General features: G+C 60.8%; 18 protein-coding genes, 1 tRNA gene and 1 pseudogene. 2 read left to right on the forward strand and 18 right to left on the reverse strand.

The annotated features are described in order from the left end of the window. Positions 1-221: 221 nt before the first annotated feature. The 11 genes and pseudogenes from AC3WOY_RS17880 to mutL all read right to left on the reverse strand — a co-directional run bounded on the left by AC3WOY_RS17880 (position 222) and on the right by mutL (position 12946). The gene (locus AC3WOY_RS17880; RefSeq protein ID WP_492426155.1) at positions 222-1403 is read right to left on the reverse strand and encodes a Wadjet anti-phage system protein JetD domain-containing protein; all 1182 of its coding nucleotides are present in this window, start codon (positions 1401-1403) and stop codon (positions 222-224) included. Beyond that, the gene (locus AC3WOY_RS17885) at positions 1400-4852 is read right to left on the reverse strand and encodes an SbcC/MukB-like Walker B domain-containing protein (RefSeq protein ID WP_492426157.1); all 3453 of its coding nucleotides are present in this window, start codon (positions 4850-4852) and stop codon (positions 1400-1402) included. The genes AC3WOY_RS17880 and AC3WOY_RS17885 overlap by 4 nt, the downstream gene beginning before the upstream one ends. After that, positions 4839-5537, reverse strand: coding sequence for a DUF4194 domain-containing protein (locus AC3WOY_RS17890; RefSeq protein WP_492426159.1), 699 nt, complete (start codon positions 5535-5537; stop codon positions 4839-4841). The genes AC3WOY_RS17885 and AC3WOY_RS17890 overlap by 14 nt, the downstream gene beginning before the upstream one ends. Further along, positions 5534-6970, reverse strand: a complete 1437-nt coding sequence (locus AC3WOY_RS17895) for a Wadjet anti-phage system protein JetA family protein (protein ID WP_492426161.1) — start codon at positions 6968-6970, stop codon at positions 5534-5536. Before AC3WOY_RS17895 ends, AC3WOY_RS17890 begins: the two co-directional genes overlap by 4 nt. Positions 6971-6981: 11 nt before the next feature. Beyond that, the gene (locus tag AC3WOY_RS17900) at positions 6982-7839 is read right to left on the reverse strand and encodes a WYL domain-containing protein (protein ID WP_492426163.1); all 858 of its coding nucleotides are present in this window, start codon (positions 7837-7839) and stop codon (positions 6982-6984) included. A 299-nt stretch (positions 7840-8138) separates the two neighbouring features. Beyond that, entirely contained in the window at positions 8139-8711 is a 573-nt protein-coding gene (locus tag AC3WOY_RS17905; protein WP_492429348.1) for a tyrosine-type recombinase/integrase, read from the reverse strand. A gap of 150 nt (positions 8712-8861) precedes the next feature. After that, positions 8862-9400, reverse strand: a pseudogene (locus AC3WOY_RS17910) (tyrosine-type recombinase/integrase); the annotation flags it as partial. A 3-nt stretch (positions 9401-9403) separates the two neighbouring features. Next, positions 9404-9856, reverse strand: coding sequence for an Arm DNA-binding domain-containing protein (locus tag AC3WOY_RS17915; RefSeq protein ID WP_492426165.1), 453 nt, complete (start codon positions 9854-9856; stop codon positions 9404-9406). 165 nt (positions 9857-10021) lie between these two features. Then, a tRNA-Met gene (locus tag AC3WOY_RS17920) sits at positions 10022-10098 on the reverse strand. Positions 10099-10171: 73 nt separating this feature from the next. Continuing rightward, positions 10172-11119 carry a tRNA (adenosine(37)-N6)-dimethylallyltransferase MiaA gene (gene miaA / locus AC3WOY_RS17925; protein ID WP_492426167.1) on the reverse strand — a complete coding sequence of 316 codons (948 nt, stop codon included), beginning with the start codon at positions 11117-11119 and terminating at the stop codon, positions 10172-10174. Between the two features lie 9 nt (positions 11120-11128). Further along, a complete protein-coding gene (mutL, locus tag AC3WOY_RS17930; protein ID WP_492426169.1) occupies positions 11129-12946 on the reverse strand; it encodes a DNA mismatch repair endonuclease MutL in 1818 nt (605 codons plus the stop codon). Between the two features lie 115 nt (positions 12947-13061). Here mutL and AC3WOY_RS17935 point away from each other — a divergent pair, with 115 nt between their 5' ends. After that, the gene (locus tag AC3WOY_RS17935) at positions 13062-13712 is read left to right on the forward strand and encodes a VTT domain-containing protein (RefSeq protein ID WP_492426171.1); all 651 of its coding nucleotides are present in this window, start codon (positions 13062-13064) and stop codon (positions 13710-13712) included. Positions 13713-13778: 66 nt separating this feature from the next. On the opposite strand, the gene AC3WOY_RS17940 is transcribed toward AC3WOY_RS17935, so the two are convergent. The 4 genes from AC3WOY_RS17940 to tsaE all read right to left on the reverse strand — a co-directional run bounded on the left by AC3WOY_RS17940 (position 13779) and on the right by tsaE (position 18224). Beyond that, positions 13779-14279 (reverse strand): chemotaxis protein CheW, encoded by a 501-nt coding sequence (locus AC3WOY_RS17940; RefSeq protein ID WP_492426173.1) that lies wholly within the window; start codon positions 14277-14279, stop codon positions 13779-13781. Between the two features lie 144 nt (positions 14280-14423). Continuing rightward, positions 14424-16133: a methyl-accepting chemotaxis protein gene (locus AC3WOY_RS17945; protein WP_492426175.1), complete on the reverse strand. Its 1710-nt coding sequence runs from the start codon at positions 16131-16133 to the stop codon at positions 14424-14426. Positions 16134-16449: 316 nt separating this feature from the next. Continuing rightward, positions 16450-17775 carry an N-acetylmuramoyl-L-alanine amidase gene (locus AC3WOY_RS17950; protein ID WP_492426177.1) on the reverse strand — a complete coding sequence of 442 codons (1326 nt, stop codon included), beginning with the start codon at positions 17773-17775 and terminating at the stop codon, positions 16450-16452. Continuing rightward, positions 17739-18224 (reverse strand): tRNA (adenosine(37)-N6)-threonylcarbamoyltransferase complex ATPase subunit type 1 TsaE, encoded by a 486-nt coding sequence (gene tsaE / locus AC3WOY_RS17955; RefSeq protein ID WP_492426179.1) that lies wholly within the window; start codon positions 18222-18224, stop codon positions 17739-17741. The genes AC3WOY_RS17950 and tsaE overlap by 37 nt, the downstream gene beginning before the upstream one ends. 69 nt (positions 18225-18293) lie before the next feature. On the opposite strand from tsaE, the gene queG reads away from it, so the two are divergent. Then, positions 18294-19379 carry a tRNA epoxyqueuosine(34) reductase QueG gene (gene queG / locus AC3WOY_RS17960; RefSeq protein ID WP_492426181.1) on the forward strand — a complete coding sequence of 362 codons (1086 nt, stop codon included), beginning with the start codon at positions 18294-18296 and terminating at the stop codon, positions 19377-19379. Here queG and AC3WOY_RS17965 read toward each other — a convergent pair whose 3' ends face one another. From AC3WOY_RS17965 to AC3WOY_RS17975, 3 genes are all read right to left on the reverse strand, one after another. Then, positions 19380-20270: an AEC family transporter gene (locus AC3WOY_RS17965; protein WP_492426183.1), complete on the reverse strand. Its 891-nt coding sequence runs from the start codon at positions 20268-20270 to the stop codon at positions 19380-19382. It lies immediately after the preceding gene. An 81-nt stretch (positions 20271-20351) separates the two neighbouring features. After that, positions 20352-20942 carry a response regulator transcription factor gene (locus AC3WOY_RS17970; RefSeq protein WP_492426185.1) on the reverse strand — a complete coding sequence of 197 codons (591 nt, stop codon included), beginning with the start codon at positions 20940-20942 and terminating at the stop codon, positions 20352-20354. Positions 20943-21039: 97 nt separating this feature from the next. Further along, on the reverse strand, positions 21040-23085 hold the full coding sequence (locus tag AC3WOY_RS17975) for a sensor histidine kinase (RefSeq protein WP_492426187.1): 2046 nt from the start codon (positions 23083-23085) through the stop codon (positions 21040-21042). Positions 23086-23233: the final 148 nt, after the last annotated feature.

Here is a 23233-nt window from a genome sequence, read left to right on the forward strand (position 1 = left end):
AGCCTATTTGTCTTCAGACGAGACCGACGGCTATAGGCTGCGTTCCAGACCTTCGAGTTTTTGCCGTGACCTGGAGCACCCATTTCAGCCATAGTGACCATCGAAATTAGCGCCATATTGCTGATATCCAGGATTGGTGCAGCAAGCGGCTACGATGGTCAGCCGGATTGCACACCTCCAAAAGCACGAGGACGGAATGACATTCCACGTTGCGCCATTTATCACTCCCGTTCCAGCGCCTCCTGCTCGGCGACGAACTTGGCTTCACGCATCGCCTGTCCCAATTCGGACCATCCTGCTGCACAAGCGAAGTGGTGAATACGCTCCAAGGTCCGTGCTGAGGCCTTAACCCGCATTTCCAAGGGCACATCCGCTGGCGACATACCGTAGGGCTGCACGGCAAAACCCGCCGTCCTAGCTACGGCTGCGATCGTGGAGGCGATCCGAAATCCCCCCTCATCAACGTCACCCCAGTGATTTATCGGCGTGGTCGGCGGCAGGCTCCCCAGCAGACGCCCGTACATTGCCCGCCAGGCCGGTGAAGGCATGCCCGCTGTGTAGATCAGAAGCACCTTGTCGTCTTGCCGGCGTTTAGCCGCGCTGTGAAACGTGGTCTTGTTCTCGATGGTGATGACTTCAAGGACCTTGCTGATCACCCCCTGAATGGTTGCCGCTGGTAGGCCCATGTAGGGCGTGTCAATCAAACCGGTGGAGCGATCCCGCGCGATGTGCACGTGGCCGGCCAACAGCACTGGATGCTCTTCCCGGAACAAGCCCAGCTCCTGCCAGACCTGGGCCGCAGTCCTTGGGCTGTCCTCAATGCTGCCACTCAGCAGGATGTCGAGCTGGGGTGTGAGCGCCTCAATCCGCTTGCTGTCCAGAAACAGTCGCGCGCTGAATTCACGCACCGGGGCGGCAATCGCGTCCTGGCTGCGCGCTGCGCAGGCCCGGATGATCTTGGCTGCATCGATCCAGGCGCCCGCGTCCTGCGGGCTCAGCCCGCGCACCTTGGCCATGCCGCGCCAGCGTCCAATTACCTCCAGGATCACTGGGAACTCCGCTTTCAATGACTCCAACTGCCCAATGGTCTGAGTCAGCTGGTCGGCATAGGTACTTCGCCCCAAAAATCTGGCCAGCGCCTGTACGTCCACCAGATCAATACGCTCAAACAGGCCATCTTTAGGGTTCAGCTTGTCACGCTGCAAAGTGACGGCCCCAGCGTCGCGCGCGGCCAGAAACGTCTCATCGCATTCCTGTTTGTGCTGCCGGCTCCGCAGCCCGCTATAGGGCTTCAAATGCGCGGCTGTCAGTGCGGGTGCACGCGCACGTGCGCCGGCGGCGTATTTGTTGCCCGCATCCAGTAGCTTGGCTAACAAATCCCTGGCGATGGTGTCTGCGCTCATGGTGTGGCGGCTGCAGCAGGTCGAGCAATAGGCTCCTGACGGACAGCCAGCAGCTCCGCTTCCAGAAGTTCAGGGTGGTACTCCCACATGTCCTCTCGGAACTGCTCCCGCATGGCTTCGCTGACCCGGCGTTCCTCCACTTGGATCACGTGGCGGGTTTCGTCCTTCATGATCTCGAAGTAACGGTGCAGAAAGGCGGTCAGCGTAGGCAGGTTCTCGCCCGGGCTAGCCAGCAGCACTTGCAGTCCGAGTTTTTCGAGGTAGCGCATGGTGGCCACGATGTTGGGCGTGTCCATCTTGTCGAAGGCTTCGTCCAGGAGGATGAGCCGCAAACCGTCCTGGTTGTTTTCGTCCATACGGTAGGCGGACGATAGGGCCGCGCCAGCAATTACGTACAGCGGCGCCCGGTGCTCACCCCCGGAACCGGGCCCAATGCGCTTGCTCAAATGCCCGATGGTCTTGGTGACGCCCGTGACTGGATCGTCGGTTTCAATCTCTATGTCGAATTCGAAGAACTCCCGATAGTCATCCAGTGGACTCTTGACCGCCGCATTGCCCGTGGTGGTCTTCTCTCGCAGCAGCTCCTCGAACTGAGGAGGGATGGATCCGGGCTCGCCAAACAGTCCGCCTTCGGCCCCGAAGTCGGCGATGTTCTCAATGAACTTCTTTAACGGCAACAAGGCCGGGCGGACTTTGGCCTGGAATTGGTATCGCTCCCCGTTGGTAAAGGCGGGGGAGGCCTTGAGCGCATCGTTCAAGCGCTTGAAAGTTGTGGTCTGGTACTTGAGGTTGGCATGCAGGGCCAGAGCCACGTCTTGCCGGAAGGTGTTCTGCGACGCCACGTAGGCTTCCTGCGCTTGCTCCTTGTACTGCGGCAGCTCCGTGTTCTGCAGCCTGGTGATTTGCTGCTCCATCCAGGCCTTGGCCTTGCGCCAGTCGGCCGTCACCTCATCGCTGACTGCTTCGCGGTGGTCAGTCAAGAAGGTCCCCAGAAGCGTCTGTGCCGGGCCCAGGTGGCGCAGCATGGCTGTGTTGCAGCGCTTGGATTGGATTTCGCAGTGGTCCGCCATGCCCTGGTAGTTCTCGCCGAATTGCTCCAGTAGAGAGTCCCAGCGATCCGACGCGTAGCCCGGGTCATAGTCGGCATGACCGCGGATAGTCTCGTGGGCTGATCGCTTGTTCTGGAGCTCCTGCATCTTGGCCTCGCATTCTTTGGTCAATCTGTCCAGGACTGTCTGAGACCGAACAACGGCATCCCGGGCGCTTCGGGCATCAGCATCAAGCTGTGGTTTGCGCTCCTGCAGCGCAAGTAGCTTTGCGCAGATAGCTTGGTATTCGGCACTGGTGCTACCTGTGATGCGCTGGTTGGCGAGCTCCTTTTCGGTGAGCGCCTCACCCAGCTGGGCCGCGAAGCCAAGCAGAAGGCGCAAGGTCTCTGGCGAAGACAAACTTTGTACCGCCTGTCGGATGCGGTTGATGGACCCTTCGCGTGTCTGAAGATCGACAACCTTCCTGTTTAAGTCACGGGACTCAGCCCTGAGTCCATCGACCTGGCCTTTGGCGCCAGTGCCGATCTGCAAATCCGCTTCCGGCACCAGCCTCAACCGCTCGAAGTCACCGGGACCCACCAGCATTCCGTCCAAGGTCAGCGTACGTTCGCCCCGCAGTGCCTCTTGGGCAGTGTTCGCGCGCTTGAGGTTGCCCAGCTTGCCACGAAGGTAGGCCACTGCGACCTGATTGCTGCCCTGTATCAGGCTGGCCACCGCGTCGGCGGGCGGCTGGCTTTGTCCAGGCCGTGCTTTGTCCGAACGAACGATCTTGACGCCATAGATGGTCCGCTTGCCCTGCAAGGATCGATAGATGTCGAACGCTTTGTCCTCTTCGTATTTGTCCCGCAACAGGATTGCCTCCACATTCCTGCCCAGATAGGCTTCGATGGCCGGTTGCCATTGCGGGTCGGTCACCTTCACCAGATCGCAGGCGGGGGTGGGATGCAGTCCGTGATCCGAGAACTCATGCATTAGCCGGGCCGTCGGTTCACTGACCTGCGCACGGTTAGTGCTGGCGCGGTCCATGCCTAATCCGATGGTCTTGAGCCGCTCCGTCGCGAGCCGGATCTGCTCCTTGACTGCGTCATGCTCTGCCTCCAAGTGTTTGGCCGCAGCCTTCAGGGTCTCCGTCAGGCCCCGGATGATCTGCGCCAGCCCATTCTGGTCGACCTGGTTCTGCTCCCACGAGAACTCGCCAAGCTGCTGGGCGGCCAGCGCAAGCGCGGGCTGCCACTGGGCCAGCAGATCATTGGAGCAAGCGTTTTGAAGCAGCTGCTGGAAGGTGTGCAACTCTCGCTTTAGGTCAGCTTCCCGACGGGTGGTCTTTTCCTGCGCCTGCGTCAGGGCCTGTTGCGCTCCCGCATTTTCGGCATGGTCGGCATGGGCAAGCTGAAGTGCGCTTGCCTGCTCGACTTCGCGATTCCAGGCCTCCAACGCTCTATCGGCGGTTTCGCTGGCCTGATTGCACATTGCGACCACTTCTTCCTGCTCAAACTTCTCGGCAGTTAGCTTCTCATAGGCTGCATTGCTTAGCTCGTACGCTGCGGATGCCTGCAGACCGGCCCAGGTGGCGGATTTCCGGGCTTCGACCAGTGCTGCGTCAAAGTTCTTGGTCACCTCCAAGCCCTGCGCGATCTTGTGCTCGACGCCTTCGACCAGCTGGTTGATCCGCTTGAAGGTCTCCACCAGCTGCTTGAACTTGGCGATGTTGGTAGGCCGGTCCTCCAGGACATCCTGGCGAACAATCTGATCCACTGATTTGGAGAAACTCATGCGCAGCGCGAAGCGGAAGGCCCGCGCAAATGCGTCGTACGACGCCGGGCCAGCCTTGCCACGCAGCATGAACAGCACCTGTTTGACATAGCTTGCGCCGTCATCGAACAAAGGGTCCTCACCGGTAACCTTGGACCGCTCCAGCAATCGGTGTCGAAAGCTGCTCCACGGCAGCGGCATGGTTGCCCCGTCTACCATCTGCAGGTGATCGGACATGGACAGTTCCACGCCGCGAATGACGTAGCGCCCCAGCACCTTCTCCACCTCATTGCCAAGTGAGGCCTCTATGCACACGCCCATGGAAACCGGCTCATTGGTCTCGGTGTCGCGCCAGACCAGAGTGATGTAGGTGGTGGCCTGCGACCGCGCGCACTGTTCAATGGTGTCGCCGTACTGTCCGAGGCAGTAGGATCGCAAGGTGCGGCTCTGGTGCGACTTGGAATCGGCCTGGGCATTGAAATGCATCAGGTTTTTGTTAGCCCCCATCATGGCGATCTGCACGGCATCGAGTGCCGAACTCTTTCCGCTGCCGTTGCGACCGAACAGACCCGTGATCTCTTCCAGACAGAATTCCTGCTGCTCGTACAGCAGGAACTGCACCAGTTTGACGCTCTCAAGCCGCTTCATCGTTCATCTCCTGGTTGTCTTCGATCGCCACAGACTTGCCGGCGCCGGCCGCATCATCTGCGTTCGCCTCATCCCTGGCTGTTCCCCACTGTGCTAGCCGTATTAAGGCGGTCTCCCCCAGCACGTCGACGATGGCCGGGCGGATGGCCACGCCGCCATTCGCCAACTCTTGAATGGGGGCCAGATGGCCGCTGTCATCCTCTTCCAGGCGTCGAGCGATGCCCCAACGCTTGGCGGCGCGCAGCAACGTGTCGAGCTCACCGCGCGTAGGCAGGTCGCGCCCAGTCATGAGATGAAACTTCTCCTGCAGTTCGATGTAGTCGCACAAGACCTCGCCGTCTTCGGTGAGCCCTCCGGCGCGCACGCCTTCGTCATAAAGGCCGCGCAGCACCAGGGCAAACAGCGTCTGAGCCACGGTCGCGGTACCGGCCTTGGCATGCCGCGGCAGGGCCGTGACGTATCGCAGTTGCCGGTTGATCGACAAGGACACCCCAAATGGAGCCAGGACCTTGACGAACTCGCGCTCGTAGAGGTCCAGAATGGCATAAGTCACTCGGCTGTTGCGGTCGGAGTGGTAGATCACCTGTTCGGCCACCAGCCGGTAGGCGGCGGTCTCAAAGTCTTCGACGGTATAGATACCATCCAGCCGGCTGGCCAGATCCTCCCAATCCCGTTGATTGCTCATTTGGTCTCCCTGTTTTTGGTCCGGCGTTTGCGCCAGCTCAGAGTGAATGGTTTGCCGCTCAAATACGGATGTTCGGCGGTTTCGTCGCTGGTGTAGCGCAGCTCTATGCCCGGGGCAGACGCCCGGCCCTCCATTTTCAGCCTAACGATCTGGGAGTTGGTCGCCATGGCCACGCTGGTCAGGGCCTGGAATGCACGCAAGTCTTCAATTGAGCCGCAAGGCAGGACGTCACTGCTGGTGGCGGCTGTGTCTTGCAGCGCTTTCTCTGCATAGGCACGCAGCTTCATCGGTGTGATGGACCGGCGCTCCTGGGCACGTCGCACCAGATTCCCAATTGCGCGCGTGCGGTCGGAGATGATTACCTGGCGCAAAGGCGTCGGCGCCAGCCGCGGCACATCCTTGCGTGGTTGCGCTAGGCGGCCGCCACCCATCAGGGTATCTGGGGGGAACACAGGCGCAACATCGAGGTCGGGATTGGCGATCAATCGGTCCATGGTGTGACGAAGCAGATTGTCGATGGGGCGAATTGCGCGCAGCTTGTATTCCAGGAAGGCCAGCGCGCGCCTGTTGGCACTGCGGATTTCTTCGTCCAGGCGCTCCAGGTACTCCTCGATCCGGTTGAGTTCGTAGAGGCGCTGCAGGTCGCGCTGGAACGCAGCTTGTCCTTTTTTATCGTCCCCGCTGCAAAGGCGGTTCACGTACCAGTCCAGCAAACGGCTACGGTGGTCAGGCTCTGTGTCTATGTCTGCGACGGCGTCCAGGATCTGCTGGCGCTTCGACAGCGGATGCTCCCGCGTGCGCAGTTCCTGGTAGTCGCCGATGAAAACCTGCTGGATGTAGTCCTGGAAGAAGGTCCGGACATATTGGGCGGTGGTGGGCTGTGCGCCTACGGCCGCCATGAGGTCGCGCACGTTGGTGCCGGTGTTCCGGATGTAGACCAACAGGTTGCGACACTGTTCAGCCGCCTCACGCAGCAGGTCGCCGCTGGCAACGCCCTTGTGTACTTGCGCCACGGCGGCGTCGATCGAGCGGATCTTGCCCGACACGAAGACCGGGCCCGTCTCGGCAAAGTTGATCAGCTGCGTCAGCAACTGGCCCACGGACGGCGCCATGCTGACGACTTTTTCGATACCGTACTTCTCCAGGCGGAACCAGCCCGCGTCGAGCAAGCGGTTGAAGATGCCAATGGCACGAATGTTTAGTGGCGTGTCGTGCTGGTCGCCGGATTCCGGCTGCCATTCGTCGGCATACTTTAGGTGGTCTTCGATCTCCTGGGTGATCTCGCGCTGCAGGAATCCATAGCTGGGCGGCAGAGGCGCGTCGGGACCGAATCGCCGACGGTGCAGATGGCACAGTAACGCCCAGTACCCGTGACGGTTCTGCGATGCCAGCGGACCGAACAGGTGTTCCGGGATGCGCTGGAAGAGCGCCATGGAAGCGGGGGTTACTCTGGGAACAACCATTTGCGCACCTCCTCGACGTTCTCCACCGCCAGCTGGTACTCAGGCGGCAATTCCTTGGTTACGTCCAGGGCCAGTCGCAGCTCCTGGACCAGGTAGGGCAGCAGGGCGCCGCGGCAGCTGTGCACGCGCGCCGTGGTCCCGTCGAAATATTCGCTGCGAATCAGGTCCTGCTGGCCGGGCGTCAGCTTGGGATGCGCCTGGATGCACACTTTCACCACAGCGTTCCATTTGGCGTCTCCTGCGACCGTGGACTCGGCCTTCTGGTCCAGCATGGTGAGCTTTGCAATACGCCCCAGCACGAAGTCCCGGAAGTCACCGGTTTCCAGGCAGTAGCCACGCATATGCCAGCGCCGGCCGGCCTGGACCAGGCTGTGCGGCTCCACGTTCCGCGGGTGCGGCTCGGGGGTGCGCATGGAGCGGTACTCCAGCCTCAGTCGCGTGCCCTGTTCGATAGCCAGGCGGATGCGGGAGAAGGTATTGGGGTTGACCTGGGAGAAGCTCCAAGGGGCCACGGTAACCGGGCCGGCACCCGGGGCGAGGTCCGCATGAATGTCCGCCTCTGCCAGGTAGGCCGCTAGGCTCAGATCGGATGTACCAGTCTTGAGCTCAACCTGGGCCTTCTTGTAGGCGGCGGGGGTGACAAAGTAAGACTTGCTTTTGCTGTCCCATTCGAACCAGTCGGGAGTTTCTTCGCGGACTTCCCTGAGGAGCTGGCTCACCCGTATGCCGCTTAGACCGAGGACGTCCATCAACCGACCTCGGCTCAGGCGCCCCTCCCACAGAGCCATGCGACGCATGACCTTATAGCGGTTTTTTTCGAGAAAATTGGCCAGACTCATCGCATTCGGCATTGATGGTATAGAAAGATATATCATATATTAAAATATATGATATTGAAATGTATACCTACTGAAGTGAAGCGCGCTGCTTGACGCAAGGCCTTGCAAACCAAGAACCCCACTCCGGTCTACACCGATGCGACATATCTGTCTGGAAGAGATGTTTTCCAAAAGAAGTCATCTGCCTAAGACCGCTTCTGTGGCCGGTTGCTACCTACTAGCAAGTCTTCGCGAACGTCCGCTGGCAAACATAGCAGTCGTTCGACCAGCAACCTGGACAGGCTGCTTTCTGCCATCGGTTAAGTCGTAATGGATTGGCGTCCGCGGGTAGCTGCCTGGTCACTTGCAATAGCATCCAGGTAGTCTGCATATTGCTGCATCATTTTCTTGCGCTCTTCCTTGAATTCGGCGCGATCGTACGCCTCGCCGTAGGTGTCGCCGGACTGGTGCGAAAGTTGCCGGTCCACTACTTCATGGCGGTAGCCAAGCCGCTCCTTGATCACGCCCATCGCCAATGAACGGAAGCCGTGTCCGGTCATCCTGCCGCTGTATCCCATGCGCTTTAGCGCCGCCAATATCCCCCAGTTGCTGGCGGGTCGTTCATGGTCATTACGGTTCGGAAAAAGATATTTGCCGCCGCCCGTAACCGCATGCAGTTCTCGCAGCAGCGCCCAGCCCTGGCGCGGCAGGAACACATGATGGTCGACCTTGCGCGGGTTGATCTTGCGCTTCCCCATCTTCATGCGATGCCAGGGGATCACCCATACTTCATTGTCGAGGTCGATTTCGCTCCAAGGCGTTTCGGTCAGTTCGCTGGTGCGCACAAACACCAGCAGCATCAGGCGCGTGAGTATCCGGGTCGGGGGCGACATATGGACTTCGTTCTTTGCCAGGATGCGGAGGAATTCCGGCAGCTCATCCGGCGTGATCGCCGCGTGATGTCCTCTTGGCGTTGGCCGCAGCGCGCCGCGCAGGCTGGGCACCGGGTCGTATTCGGCCACGCCCGTGGCGACGGCGTAGCGGAATATCTGTCCGCATACCTGCGCCTGCCGTCTCGCCATCTCGACTGCGCCGCGCCGTTCGATCTGCCGCAGCATGTCGAGAATGATGGGGGCCTTGAGTTCCTTGATGGGGTACTTGCCGATCAGGGGGAGCACATCCTTTTCCAGCCGGTACAGGACATTGGTGGACGTCCGGGGCTGCCACGAGTCGGCCTTGTGCTGGTGCCATTCGCGGGCGATGGCCTCGAACGTATTGGCGGCCTCGATCGCCCTTTGGCGCTTTTCGATGCGCCGGGCTTGTGCCGGATCGATGCCGGCATTGATCTTGGCGCGGGCGGCCGCGCGTGCTTTCCTGGCGTCGGCCAGGGAAATTTCCGGGTACTTGCCAAACGCAAGCAATCGCTGGACGCCGCCGAAACGATAACCATGCGCCAATATTTTGAGCCGTCCGGGTTGACCAGCAAATACAGGCCGCCGCCATCGGCCAGCTTGTAGGGTTTGTCTTTGCGCTTGGCGGTACGTGGCTGGATGTCGGTGAGTGGCGTGGCGAGTTTTGGCAAGGCTTATTCTCCTTGGGTCTCGTCGCCGGTTGCGATCAAGAAGGCGCGCAGGGCGGCGACTTGTGGCGCGGTCAATGCCATACGATGGGATCGGCTTTCGATGACCATGCCGCCCTGGTCATTCATGGACAGACGGAATTTGCGCGTGGTTGGCGTGGCGGCCTGCGCTTGCCGGCGCTGTTGCCGTTTCCATTCGACCGGGTCGATGCCATCGCGAATGAGTCGGTGTGCATCGATGCACTGCTGCCGTGCGTCCGCCAGCGACAGGTCGGGATAAATGCCAAACGCAAGCGTGTTTTTCCTGGCGCGCAGACGAAAATCCATTCGCCAGCGTTTTTTGCCCGTCGGTTCCACCAACAGGTAGAGGCCGTGCCCGTCGCTTATCTTGTATGCGCGGTCCCTCGGCGCAAGCCCAGCAATCTGCTCATCAGTCAGGGGGATGGCGAGTTTCGGCATTTTGCTGGTATCTCATCTGGATGAGCCGGCGCGTATCAGCAAAAGTACCAACACAGATTTGGGATGTCAACGGATGCCAAAAGGCACCAGAAAACGAAAAACCCGCATCAGCACTGGGCTAGAAGCGGGTTTTTGGCTGTTCCAGGATGTCCTGGGACATGGTATTGGTGGTGATAGGTGGACTTGAACCACCGACCCCAGCATTATGAGTGCTGTGCTCTAACCAGCTGAGCTATATCACCAGAAAAGAGCCCTAGATTATGTCGTGGCCCGTAACGCTTGTCAACATCCCTGCGCGTTGCCGGCAGAAAAAATTTAACCCAGGGCGGTATCTGCCTTATTTACAAGGTGCAGTACCTGTGCCGCCGCATCCGGGGCAAGGCAATCGACGACGACCCGTTCCGGCATGGCGCGCAGCCAGGTCAGCTGCCTTTTCGCAAGCTGCCTGGTAGCGGCGATTCCCTTGTCGCGCATGGTTGCATGGTCCACGGTGCCGTCGAGGAATTCCCATGCCTGGCGGTAGCCCACGCAGCGCATGGACGGCAAACCGAGGTGCAGGTCGCCACGCGCGCGCAGCCTTGTTACTTCGTCAAGCAGGCTGCCTCCGGCCAGCATTGCGTCAAAGCGTGCCGCAATCCGTGCGTGCAGCACGCTGCGGTCCGACGGCTCCAGCGAGATCGGCAGCAGTTCGAAGGGCAGCGGTTCCTTCGATGCGCCGGACAGCAACTGCGACATGGGGCGTCCGGTCAGCTCGTGGATCTCCAGCGCACGCTGGATGCGTTGCGAATCGTTGGGCTTGAGGCGTGAGGCCGTTTCGGGGTCGACTGCCGCCAGCCGTGCGTGCAAGCCAGGCACGCCGATCGCGGCGGCTTCGGCGTCGAGGCGGGCGCGAATCTCCGGATCGGCTTCCGGCAACGCGTCCAGCCCGTCGCGCAGCACCTTGAAATACAGCATGGTTCCACCTACCAGCAGCGGCAGGCGACCGCGTCGTACGATGTCACCCACCAGCTGCAGCGCGTCCTGCCTGAATTGCATGGCCGAATAGGCATCGAGCGGGTCGAGGATGTCGATCAGGTGATGCGGTGCGGCCGCACGTTCTTCCGGCGACGGCTTGGCCGTGCCGATGTCCATGCCGCGGTAGACCAGGGCGGAATCTACCGAAATGATTTCGGACGGGATATGGCGCGCGATTTCCAGTGCGGCGGCGGTCTTGCCCGACGCGGTCGGACCCATGATCGCCACGGCGAGCGGCTTTGCCGGCATGCTCACAATCTATTGCCCGCGCAGGAACAGCTTGTCGAGGTCGCCAAGCGCAAGCTGCACCCAGGTCGGACGGCCGTGGTTGCACTGGTCGGCGCGTTCGGTGGCTTCCATCTGGCGAAGCAAGGCGTTCATTTCGGGCAAGGTCAGTGCCCGGTTGGCGCGCACCGCGGTATGGCAGGCCAGCGTTCCCAGCATTTCATTGCGGCGTTCCAGCAGGACGCGCGAACCGCCAAATTCCCGCAGGTCGCGCAGCACATCCCGCGCCAGGCTCTGCGCATCCGCATTCTTCAGCAATGCCGGAATGGCTCGCACCGCCAGCGTGGTCGGGGACAGGGCGCTGATGTCGAAGCCGAGCGATTTCAGTGCATCCTGGTTTTCTTCGACGGTGCCGACCTCGACCGGGTCGGCATGGAAGGTGACGGGGATCAGCAGTGGTTGCACTTGCAGTGCATCCGCATCCAGTGCGTTCTTCAGTTGTTCATACAGGATGCGTTCATGCGCCGCATGCATGTCTACCAGCACCAGTCCTTTCCGGTTCTGGGCGAGTACGTAAATCCCGTGCAACTGCGCGAGAGCGAAGCCGAGGGGGAACTCGTCGTCGGGCAAGGGTTGCGGCGACGGTGCAGTAGCCAGCGGTTGCTGCAATGCCGGGAGCGGAGCGGACGAGGAGGACGTAAACAGCGCGCCGTAGTCTGCGGTCGTTTGCGCAACGCCCATGCCGGAAGAGAACTGCATGCCGAACGAGGATTGCCGCTGCTCGCGTATCCAGGGCAAGGCGGCGGAGGACGATACCACTGGCGCCGCTGCTTCATCGACAGTGCTTGGGGCAGTCTGTGCCAGCGTGCGGCTGATCGCATGGAAGACAAACTGGTGCACGGCGCGGCTGTCGCGGAAGCGCACCTCGATCTTGGAGGGGTGGACGTTCACATCCACAAGCGCCGGATCGAGGTCGAGACCGAGCACGTACGACGGGTAGCGATCACCGTGCAACACATCCTGATAGGCGGCGCGTACCGCATGCGTCAACAGCTTGTCGCGCACGAAGCGGCCATTGACATAGAAATATTGTGCATCCGCGCGTGCTCTCGACGCCGTCGGCAGGCCGACAAAGCCGTGCAGCCGCAACGGGCCAGCCGACTCGTCCAGCGCCATCCGGGCGCCAGCGAATTCATTGCCGAGGATATGCGCGCTGCGCTTGTCCACCGCGCTGACATTCCAGTGGTCGATCGTCTTGCCGTTGTGCGTCAACGAGAAGGCGACGTCCGGGCGTGACAGCGCAATGCGCCGTACTACTTCGGCACAATGGCCGAATTCGGTCTGTTCGGATTTGAGGAACTTGCGTCGGGCCGGGGTATTGAAATACAGGTCGCGCACATCGATCGTTGTTCCAGGCGCACCGGAGGAGGGGGTGACCTGTTCCGTGTGGCTGCCGGAGATCTCCCAGGCGTGGGGTTCCTGCGCCGTGCGCGAGGTCAGCGTCAGTTGCGCCACCGATGCGATGGACGCAAGGGCTTCGCCCCGGAAACCGAGCGTTCCGACATTTTCGAGATCGTCGAGCGAGGCGATCTTGGACGTCGCGTGGCGCGCGAGGGCCAGCGGCATCTGCTCGGGCGGGATACCCCGGCCATTGTCGGTGATGGCAATGCGCTTGACGCCGCCTTCCTCAAGCCGGACGGTGATCTGCGTGGCGCCGGCATCCAGCGCGTTTTCCAGTAATTCCTTGACGACAGCCGATGGCCTGTCGACGACTTCGCCGGCGGCAATCTGGGAAATCAGGTGGTCGGGAAGCGCCTGGATCGGGCGCGGCGGGATGTGTGGAGCGTTCATGCGGGAATTATAACGCCGGGGACCAGGGGGCCACGGCGCTGTAAATGTTTGTTCCACCTCTTAATCCAGGGAAAAACCGTGGTGTATGATTCGCCGGTCAGAAAGTGGAGCACGTATGGATTTCCTGCAATTCTTCGACATGATCCTGCATGTCGACAAATACCTCGGCACCTTCATCGCCGAGTACGGCACGATGGTGTATGTGGTGCTGTTCGCGATCGTGTTTTGCGAAACGGGATTGGTCGTGCTGCCGTTCCTGCCGGGGGACTCCCTGTTGTTCATTGCAGGTGCATTCTGCGCGACGGGGGCAATGAACGAGTGGGTGCTGATGACACTGCTGGTGATTGCCGCGGTCACCGGGAATACGGTGAATTACTGGATCGGGCGCGCGATCGGACAGAAGGTCTTTACGCATGACTACCGCTGGCTGGACAAGGATGCCTTGAGGAAGACGCATGCGTTCTATGAGAATCACGGCGGAAAGACCATCATCCTTGCGCGTTTCGTCCCTGTCGTGCGCACCTTTGCGCCGTTTGTCGCCGGTGTGTCGGCAATGACGTTCGCCAAATTCCAGTTTTTCAATATTGTTGGCGCCTTGATCTGGGTTGTCGGCCTGGTCGTGGCGGGTTATTTCTTCGGTAACATCCCCTTCATCCGCAACCACCTCAACACGATTGTCATTGTCGGCGTGGGAGCTGCGGTGATCCCGGTGGCTCTGGGCGGTTTGTGGAAGGTATATCAAAAGCTGGCGGGAAGCCGACGCTAGGATTGCTCATGCAGAAAAAAAGAAAGCCGCTTCCGCGGCTTCTTTTTTTTGAGCGTTTTCAGCTGCTTACTTGGCGATGTTGTCGATCAGGCCCATTTCCGCACTCGACATCAGCTTGTCGATATCGACCAGGATCAGCATGCGCTGGTCGACGGTGCCGAGACCGATCAGGTAATCCGTGTTGAGCGCGGTCCCCATTTCGGGCGCCGGCTTGACCTGGTCCGGGGACAGCGTGATTACGTCGGACACGCTGTCCACCACCATACCCACAACCCGGCCATTGATGTTGAGGATGATGACGACCGTGAATTGGTCGTAGGTAGGCGTACCAAGATTGAACTTGATGCGCATGTCGACGATCGGCACGATGATGCCGCGCAGGTTGACGACACCCTTGATGAAGTCGGGCGCGTTCGCGATCCGTGTCGGCTCTTCGTATCCGCGCAGTTCCTGCACCTTCAGGATATGGATTCCGTACTCTTCCTTGCCCAGCGTGAAGGCTAGAAATTCACGTGCTGCAATATCGTCGGCTGTTTCCGATGCCGTGGCGGCAGTTGTCTGCATCATGATCCTTGTCCCTTTCAACAAGCTCCCTGGCGCATCTTATGCGCTGCCAGGCGAGATAGGAGATTTCCCAATTGCAATAAAGAGTAGCAGACTCTCGCACAGTTTGCGATACCGCACTGCGGTAAAAGGTGTCCGGCGTTTCGACTAAAACTCTTCCCAGTCTGCGCCATCCGGTCCGGCCTTGACGGTGTGCGGAGGCAGGATTTTGGCGCGCGATGCACGGACCGCAAGCTCAGGCGTCTTTGCTTTTGGCAAGGCGGACGGCTTCGGTTGGACCACCTGCCTCAAGGGAGCCTGCGCCATTGGCGCCTGACTGTCGTGGAGTTTGAACACGCTGACGACTGTCGACAGGTTGCGTGCCTGTTCCTGCATGGAGCCTGCTGCGGCGGCAGCCTCCTCCACCAGGGCGGCATTCTGCTGGGTGACATTATCCATCTGGATGATGGCCTGGTTGATCTGTTCGATGCCTGCTGTCTGTTCGTTGCTGGCGGCAGCAATCTCGCTGATGATGTCCGTGACGTGGCGAACGCTGGAGACGACCTCGTCCATGGTCGTCCCGGCCTGGTCGACCAGCTTGGCGCCGACGCCCACTTTCTCGACGGAGTCGCTGATCAGCGCCTTGATTTCCTTTGCGGCCGCGGCGGAGCGCTGGGCCAGGTTGCGCACTTCCGACGCCACCACCGCAAAACCGCGTCCCTGTTCGCCCGCGCGGGCCGCTTCCACTGCGGCATTCAGGGCAAGGATATTGGTCTGGAAGGCGATGCCGTCGATGACGCCGATGATGTCGACGATCTTCTTCGCCGACTCATTGATCGAACCCATGGTCTCGACGACCTGCGACACCACGGTGCCACCCTTGACTGCCACTTCCGAGGCCGTCACGGCAAGCTTGTTGGCTTGTGCTGCGTTGTCGGCATTGTGCTTCACGGTCGATGTCAGTTCCTCCATGGAGGATGCGGTCATTTGCAGCGAGCTGGCCTGGTCCTCGGTGCGAGCAGAAAGGTCCATGTTGCCGTGCGCGATTTCATTTGATGCAATGGTGATCGTGTCGGTGCCTGCGCGGACTTCGCCGACGATGCGGACAAGGCTTTCATTCATGTCGCGCAAGGCCGCCAGCAACTGGCCGGTTTCATCCTGCGATTCGGCGACCACCCTTGTCGTCAGGTCGCCGTCCGCCACACGGCGGGCGACATGCACGGCATCCTGTAGAGGCCCGGTAATGCTGCGGGTGACATACCAGGCGACAAACGCACCAACGGCCAGCGCCACGCCTGCCAGCGCGATCGTAAGGAGACGGGCGTTGTCATAAATGCTGTCCGCTTCGGCCGATGTCGCCATGGCCAGTTTCTGTTGCTGCGCGATCATTTCATCGATGGCTTCAAGCCAGGTGCGCTGGTGCGGTACCACGCTGCTGAGCAGGACGGGAATCACGTCCCCCTGCTTCTTCGCGAGCATCGTCGCCTTCTCCACGCCGGGGGCGGTCGCGGCCTGAGCGGTGGCGATCTTCGCCAGCGCGGCCTTGCCGGATGCATCCGTGATCAGCTTGCCAAGTGCCGTCGCGCTTTCCTGATACTCCGCGTTGGCGACATTGATCTGTTTGATCTCGGCGTTGACCTCATCCTCGTTGGTCATTACCGACGCATTGCGAACCGCGACGGCAACCAGCATGACGGCCTGGCGCATGTCGTTCAATTCCTTGATGACGACATTGTTCTCGTTGATGACCTTTTCCAGGCTGAGATGGATGGTCGACATGCGCGAAAGACTGGCGATTGCCAGGACGACCAGGAGTACCAATACCAGGCCGAAGCCGAAGCCCAGGCGCGTACCGATGTTCAGATTGCGAATTTTCATGTGTCCCCCCCGATTGACGGGAATGTACTGCGGATGTTTCTGACGCGCTGCAGGATAAGGCTGGCAAGCAGGCCTGCGGGAATATGCGCACGAGCAATTTGTGCAATGCAAAAACCGTGCGCAACGTTGTCTCTTCTTGAAGTCTGATGCTTCGTTCGCTTCGTACTCTGACGGTACGTTGTTGCTTTTAATCTATATTAAAACGCAGTTCATGGGCGCGATCACCTTCGTATTAATACTTATTGAATTGCCGTGCCAGTCTTCCTCGCACCGGTTCGACAGGCGCGCAAGCTGGGCGTATTGCGCTGGCGCCAACTCAGGTCATGCGATTCTTCGCGAGGGGGGGATTCTTCGCAAAGTATTTCCTGATGCCCTTCAGGACGGCGTCGGCCATCTGGTCCTGGTAGGCATCGTCGGTCAACTTGGCTTCTTCTTCGGGATTGGAAATGAATGCGGTTTCGATAAGGATGCTCGGAATGTCCGGGGCCTTGAGAACGGCAAAGCCTGCCTGTTCGACCGCATTCTTGTGGAGGCGGTTGATGCCGCCGATTTCGTTCAGAACGGCCTTGCCGACTTTCAGGCTGTCGTTGATTTGTGCGGTCGTGGACAGGTCGAGCAGTACATGTGCGAGCTGGCGGTCGTGCGACTTGATGTTGACGCCACCGATCAGGTCCGCCGCGTTTTCCTTGTTGGCGAGCCAGCGGGCGGCGGTGGATGATGCCCCTTTTTCGGACAGGACGAACACGGAAGAACCGCGCGCGGTCGCCTCGATCCATGCATCGGCGTGGATCGAAACGAACAGGTCGGCCTGCACCTTGCGCGCCTTCTGCACACGCACATGGAGCGGCACGAAATAGTCGCCGTCGCGCGTCAGCATCACGCGCATGTTGGGTTGGCTCTCGATCTTGCCCTTGAGGCGTTTTGCAATCGCGAGGACGACGTCCTTCTCTCGGCTGCCTGCGCGACCGATGGCGCCCGGATCTTCGCCGCCGTGCCCGGGGTCGAGTGCGATGGTGATCATGCGCGTGAGCGCCGGCACCTTGTCTTCCCTGGCCTCGGCCTTTGCCGTTTGCACTTCAGGCTGGACGGGCGGCAGTTCGGGCTTGACTTCGGCCACAGGCGGCTTGATATCCGCAGGCTTGTTCCACTCGCCTTTCTGGATCAGCGCAAGGATGGGGTCTGGCGGGTTGACTGGGTACAGGTCGAAAATCAGGCGGTGGCGGTATTCGCCGATAGGCGCGAGCGTGAACACCTGCGGGTTGACCTCTTCCTTGAGGTCGAACACCAGGCGCACCACGTTAGGACGGTTCTGCCCGACGCGGACCTGTTTGATATACGGATCGTTCGGCTGGATCTTCGCCACCAGCTCCTTCAGGGTCGGGTTGAGCTCGAGGCCCTCGATATCGACCACCAGCCGTTCCGGGTCCTTGACGATGAAATGGCTGGTTTTCAGGTTGGTGTCGTTTTCCAGCGTGACGCGGGTGTAGTCTTCGGCCGGCCAGACGCGCACGGCCAGTATCTGGGCCGCGTGGGATGGCAAGGGGGCAAAAACGGAGAGAAGGAGGGTGCCGCCGGCTTTTAGTATGGTACGGCGGGTTCCTGAGGTCACAGATTTGGCGCGAATTTCAGACGGTCGAGGCATTGACTACCCTGGTCGGTCAACCCTTGCAATTCTATATCACGACCGACCCCGGAGATGCTCAAAAGCACTTTTATGTCTGGCGCGGGCAACACCCCGGCGGCTTTTTCCGGCCATTCGACGATACAGATAGTGTTTTCGTTGAAATGCTCGCGGAAGCCGGCGTCGAGGAATTCCTCAGGACTGGCAAGGCGGTAGAGGTCAAAATGGATGATCTCTACCGGATGCCCGCCAACCCTGACCGTATACGGCTCCGCCAAGGTGTAGGTCGGGCTCTTCACGTGCCCTTCATGGCCGGCCGCGTGCAGCATGGCACGGGTCAGCGCCGTTTTCCCCGCCCCGAGGTCGCCGTGCAGGTAGATCGTCAGGCCCGGCGCCAGTGCGCGCGCGAGCGCGGCGCCGAGCGCCGCTGTGCCGGCTTCGTCATGCAAATGAGTCTGGAAGTGCTGCATCTCGTAAAATGGCTTCTTTGGTGTTTTTTCTCGACCGTTTCCCGTATTGCCGGGGAAATCCCGCCTGTCATGACTGCTTTCGATAACAATCTGTCCGCCCTCGCACTGGCCATCAAGGCATGGGGGCGAGAGCTCGGCTTTGCCGAGATCGGCATCGCCGATGTCGACCTGCGGCACGCCGAAGCCGGTCTGCGGGCATGGCTGGATGCCGGTTTCCACGGCGAGATGGATTATATGGCAGCGCACGGGATGAAGCGCGCTCGTCCGGCCGAACTGGTGCCGGGAACTGTTCGCGTCATCACCGCGCGCATGAACTATCTTCCGCGAGAGGGCGCCGCCGACTGGCGCGAAGCGGAGGAGCGTCGCGCACGCGACCCGCAGCAAGCCGTGATTTCGATCTACGCGCGCGGCCGCGACTATCACAAGGTGTTGCGTGCCCGGCTCCAGCAACTGGCCGACCGGATTCGGGCGGAGGTTGGCGAATTCGGTTACCGCGTGTTCACGGATTCGGCGCCGGTGATGGAGGAAGCCCTGGCGGAAAAATCCGGCATCGGCTGGCGCGGCAAGCACACCCTGTTGCTCAACCGGGAAGCCGGCTCGATGTTCTTCCTCGGCGAGTTGTTCACCGACCTGCCCCTGCCGGTCGATCCGCCGGGCGAGTCGCACTGCGGACAATGCCGGGCCTGCATCGACGTTTGCCCGACGCAGGCGATCCTTGCGCCTTACAAGCTCGACGCGCGGCGCTGTATTTCCTATCTGACGATCGAGCTGAAGGGCAGCATCCCGGTCGAGCTGCGCCCGCTGATCGGCAACCGCGTGTACGGCTGCGACGATTGCCAGATCGCATGTCCGTGGAACAAGTTCGCCCAGCGTTCGACGCTGCCGGACTTCGATGTCCGCAACGGACTGGACAACGCGGCCATGGTGGACCTGTTTGCCTGGGACGAGGGCGATTTCAACCAGCGCCTGGAGGGAAGCCCGATCCGCCGCATCGGGCATGAGCGCTGGTTGCGCAACCTGGCGGTCGGCCTGGGCAACGCTGCCCTGCAGTGCCCGGGGGATGCGGCGATCGTCGCAGCGCTGTCTGCGCGATTAACGCACCCATCGGAGCTGGTGCGCGAGCATGTCGAATGGGCTCTTGCGCGGCACCGGTGATCACTGCGCCAGTGCCAGCCAGACCGGGATGGTAAATACGGAAAGAACGGTTCCCGCGGATATCAGGAATGCCACGAACGGGCCATTGCCGCCCATGCGCGCAGCCAGCACATAGGCACTGGATGCGGTCGGGAGGGCGCAGAAGGCGACTGCGATCTGCAACTGCAGAGGGGGCAGGTTCATCCAGCGGCCGAGAACGTACCCGATCGCCGGCAGTGCCAGGAGCTTCACCGCGAGAAAGTAGATCGCCAGGCCTTTCGCTTCATGCAATCCCGACAAGCGCAGTCCGGCGCCGACCGTCAGCAGGCCGACGGCGATGGAGGCATTCGACATCCGCGACAGCGTGGCGCCGATCACTTCCGGAACTTGCAGGCCCAACAGGTTGAAGGTCATGCCCGCCGCAGTTGCCATCAGGAGCGGATTTTTCGCCAATTCCTGCAGCAGGCCGCCTCCGCGATGGACGAGCGCGTGTACCGCGGCCATGTTGCAGATCGGGACGGCAAAACCGATGATCAGCGCCATCAGGGAGGTCCCTTCCTCTCCCGAGAGCCGGGATGCGATCGCAAGCGCAATGTAGGAGTTGAAGCGGAAAGCAGTCTGGACGCCCGATTCGAACATCATGTGCGGGCTGCGGAAAAGCGGTTTCGCCAGCCAGCCGAGCGCGATGCCGCACGCTACGCCGATCAGCGCCACCTGCAGCATTTTCCCCGTCGTGCCGAAGTCGAAAGGCGTGCGGGACGTGGTGTAAAACAGAAGTGCCGGGAAAAGGAAGTAGTAGATCAGCTTTTCGAGCCCGCTCCAGAATTGCTGCCCCCAATCCGTGAAGCGCATCAGCAGGAAGCCGAGCAGGATCAGGGCGAAGTCGGGGAAGAGGATAGTGGCGATCGACATGGAACGGGGCGGGATTTCGGTGAAGAACAGGCAATCTTACCGAGTATTCCGTCTTCGCGCCGTCCGGGAATTGCTGATGCGTTACTTCAGCAGCCTTGCCAGCTCCACGGCGGTTTTCACATTCATCTTGTCGAAGATGTGCGCGCGATGCACTTCCACCGTGCGCATGCTGATACCGAGCTCGTCGGCAATCACCTTGTTCATTTTGCCGGCAAGAATGAGGTCGAGCACTTCCCGCTCCCGAATGGAAAGCGTCGCGAGGCGCGTATGCACTTCCGCTGCGGCGCCGGCGTCGCGAGATGCTGCCAGAGCTTCCTCGACACGGTCCATCAGGTTGTTGTCGTTGAACGGTTTCTCGAAGAAATCGAACGCCCCCCTCTTGAGGGTATCCACCGCCATGGGCACATCGCCGTGCCCGGTCAGGAAAATCACCGGCAGGCGCCGTGTCAGGCCGCGCGTGGACAGGATGTCGAACAAAGCAGCGCCGCTCATGTCCGGCATGCGCACATCGAGCAGGATGCATTCGCCTTGCGGGTCAAAGTCCTTTTCCGCTTCCAGGGCCGTCATGAAGGCGGTACCACTTTCGTAAACACTGGTTTCGATGGCGCGTGAACGCGCGAGCCACGTGAGCGAATCGCGTATTACCTCTTCGTCATCAACGATGTGCAGCATGCTGTCTCCTCGTCCCCGGACGTGTGCAGCCGCCCGTTTTGTTTGCATTATAGTGAGTTGTCGTGCGGCAAAGCCAGTTCACGCTGTTCCGTTGAGCTTATTTGAGCTCCGCTGGTGCGGCTTCAGCCACAGTTTCCGCCAGAACCGGCAGCGAGAACCGGAATATGGTTCCGCCTGCGGGATTATTCGCGTGTACCAGCGTTCCGCCATGGAACTCCACGGTTGTCCTGCAAATGTTCAGGCCCATGCCCATCCCCTCTGCCTTGGTGGAAAAGAAGGGCGAGAACAGCCGCTCCGCCACTTCCTGCGGAATGCCGTGTCCCTGGTCGATGACGGAAATCACTACGCTATGCTGCGCGCCGGAGTCGATATCCTGTTCTGCGGCGATGCGCAGGATGCGGCGCTCGGGATCCACGTCCTGCATCGCTTCGATCGCGTTACGGGTCAGGTTGAGAAGCACTTGCTCGAGCATGACACGATCGGCCAGGACAGCGGGCAGATGCGGCGCAACGTTCACCTGTATTGCCACGAAGAACTGACGTGCCTGTAGCTCCACGAGGGGAATCACGCTGTCGATCAGCGATTGCACGGCGATCGGTTCGCGGCTCGGCTCGCGCCGTTTCACAAAGGTATGGACGCTGCGGATGATGTGTCCGGCCCGCTGCGCCTGGGTGCTGGCCCTTTCCAGCGCCGGCTTGAGGACTTCGGGATCGAACCGGATACCCTTTGCCGCGCTGTTTTCGATCAGGTTCAAGGCCCCGGTCGTATAGCTCGAGATTGCCGCCAGGGGCTGGTTGAGTTCGTGCGCCAGGGTGGATGCGATTTCACCCATCGTGGCCAGGCGTGCGCTGGCCTGCAGCTTTTCCTGCTGGCGCCGGTTCAGGTCTTCCACCCGCTTGCGGTCGGAAATGTCGAGGATGGAGCCCATCCATCCGGTCTGCTTGCCGCTGTCATCCACCAGCGGCGATTCGAAGATCAGCACCGGGAAGCGCTCCCCGTTCGACCGCTGGAAAATGGTTTCGAATTGCGGGGTCACCGTTCCAGCCAGCACCTGGGTGAAACGCTGCTTGTACTCATCCATCGCTTCCGGCGCCCAGTAAGGCATCGGCGGCGCCTTGCCGATCAGTTCCTCGGCCGGGATGCCGACCATGTCGCAGAACGCCGGGTTGACGTAGGTAATGCGTCCCTCCAGGTCGCGCGCCCGCAGGCCGGTCATGAGCGAATTTTCCATGGCGGTACGAAACACTACCTGCTGCCGTAGCGCCCCCTCCGCCGCAAGCCGGCGGTTGATGTCGCGCCACAGCGCGATCAGGCTCCAGATCAGTCCGACCGAAAGGGCAATGACCGAGCCGACCAGAAGGTTGGGGAGTAGTTTCGGTGCGTTCTTGACGCTGTTGGTGCGCAATGTGAGGCTGGCGTAAGGCACTTCCAGCGCGCGGCTGTGCGTGTAAACGTTTCGTCCGGGGCCGCCCGCCGCGCGCCGCGCAATGACGTTGTCGTCGCCATCGGTAAGCACGATCTCGTTATCCTGCGCGAACCACCATGGCACCATTTCATCCAGGATGCTGGTGACGGAATAGCTTGCCACGAGGCTGCCGAGGTACTGTTCGCCCAAGTAGAGAGGCACATGGTAATCCATCAGCATCGGGCCGTTCAGGCCGGGCGGCGGCGCGGGCTGGCTGTACTGCGGCGTCTTGGTGGCGCGTGCTCGCTCGGCTGTGATGCGGGAACTCGATGAAAGGTCCGTCAGCGCCACGGACGAATCGTCGGTCGACACCACCGTCTTGCCGAGCGGGTCGAACCAGACGATGCGGTTCAGTTCGCGATTGTTGCGAATCAGGATTGCCATGCGCTCCTGCAGGCGCTTGCCCGACAGGTAGCCGGTACTGATTTCGTTACCGATCAGCCGGATGCTGTCTTCGTTGCGGTCCAGCTGGAAGCGGATGGTCTGTTCCACCCACAGGGTGTCGGCGATCAGCTGTTCCTGGCGCTCGTTCGCCTCCATCTGCTGCGCCTGCCATGGCAGCCACAGCATGGTCGAGACGAACAGCAATACCAGCAGCATCGGTACCAGCCAGTGCCAGATGCGCCTGCGGCCGGGGAATCCGAGGCTGAACAGCGATGCAAGTTGTTTGTTAAGCATGATCAGGCGAGTTAGCGTAGGCGCTGGCCGGAAAGGCTGCCGGCTACATTGCCAAGGCTCCAGTGTAGCCGACTGTCAATCGACGCTGCCGGTTCTCGATTGTGGTTATCCACAGTTGTAGCCGCCAATCAGCACAATGACAATGTTC

The sequence above is a fragment of the Noviherbaspirillum sp. FW303-A3 genome, assembly GCF_058788695.1.

Bases quoted from the DNA above. Each gene is read 5' to 3' on its own strand.
- AC3WOY_RS17880 (WP_492426155.1), bottom strand. From the start codon at position 1,403: ATGAGCGCAGACACCATCGCCAGGGATTTGTTAGCCAAGCTACTGGAT.
- AC3WOY_RS17885 (WP_492426157.1), bottom strand. From the start codon at position 4,852: ATGAAGCGGCTTGAGAGCGTCAAACTGGTGCAGTTCCTGCTGTACGAG.
- AC3WOY_RS17890 (WP_492426159.1), bottom strand. From the start codon at position 5,537: ATGAGCAATCAACGGGATTGGGAGGATCTGGCCAGCCGGCTGGATGGT.
- AC3WOY_RS17895 (WP_492426161.1), bottom strand. From the start codon at position 6,970: ATGGCGCTCTTCCAGCGCATCCCGGAACACCTGTTCGGTCCGCTGGCA.
- AC3WOY_RS17900 (WP_492426163.1), bottom strand. From the start codon at position 7,839: ATGAGTCTGGCCAATTTTCTCGAAAAAAACCGCTATAAGGTCATGCGT.
- AC3WOY_RS17905 (WP_492429348.1), bottom strand. From the start codon at position 8,711: ATGTCGCCCCCGACCCGGATACTCACGCGCCTGATGCTGCTGGTGTTT.
- AC3WOY_RS17915 (WP_492426165.1), bottom strand. From the start codon at position 9,856: ATGCCGAAACTCGCCATCCCCCTGACTGATGAGCAGATTGCTGGGCTT.
- miaA (WP_492426167.1), bottom strand. From the start codon at position 11,119: ATGCCGGCAAAGCCGCTCGCCGTGGCGATCATGGGTCCGACCGCGTCG.
- mutL (WP_492426169.1), bottom strand. From the start codon at position 12,946: ATGAACGCTCCACACATCCCGCCGCGCCCGATCCAGGCGCTTCCCGAC.
- AC3WOY_RS17935 (WP_492426171.1), top strand. From the start codon at position 13,062: ATGGATTTCCTGCAATTCTTCGACATGATCCTGCATGTCGACAAATAC.
- AC3WOY_RS17940 (WP_492426173.1), bottom strand. From the start codon at position 14,279: ATGATGCAGACAACTGCCGCCACGGCATCGGAAACAGCCGACGATATT.
- AC3WOY_RS17945 (WP_492426175.1), bottom strand. From the start codon at position 16,133: ATGAAAATTCGCAATCTGAACATCGGTACGCGCCTGGGCTTCGGCTTC.
- AC3WOY_RS17950 (WP_492426177.1), bottom strand. From the start codon at position 17,775: ATGCCTCGACCGTCTGAAATTCGCGCCAAATCTGTGACCTCAGGAACC.
- tsaE (WP_492426179.1), bottom strand. From the start codon at position 18,224: ATGCAGCACTTCCAGACTCATTTGCATGACGAAGCCGGCACAGCGGCG.
- queG (WP_492426181.1), top strand. From the start codon at position 18,294: ATGACTGCTTTCGATAACAATCTGTCCGCCCTCGCACTGGCCATCAAG.
- AC3WOY_RS17965 (WP_492426183.1), bottom strand. From the start codon at position 20,270: ATGTCGATCGCCACTATCCTCTTCCCCGACTTCGCCCTGATCCTGCTC.
- AC3WOY_RS17970 (WP_492426185.1), bottom strand. From the start codon at position 20,942: ATGCTGCACATCGTTGATGACGAAGAGGTAATACGCGATTCGCTCACG.
- AC3WOY_RS17975 (WP_492426187.1), bottom strand. From the start codon at position 23,085: ATGCTTAACAAACAACTTGCATCGCTGTTCAGCCTCGGATTCCCCGGC.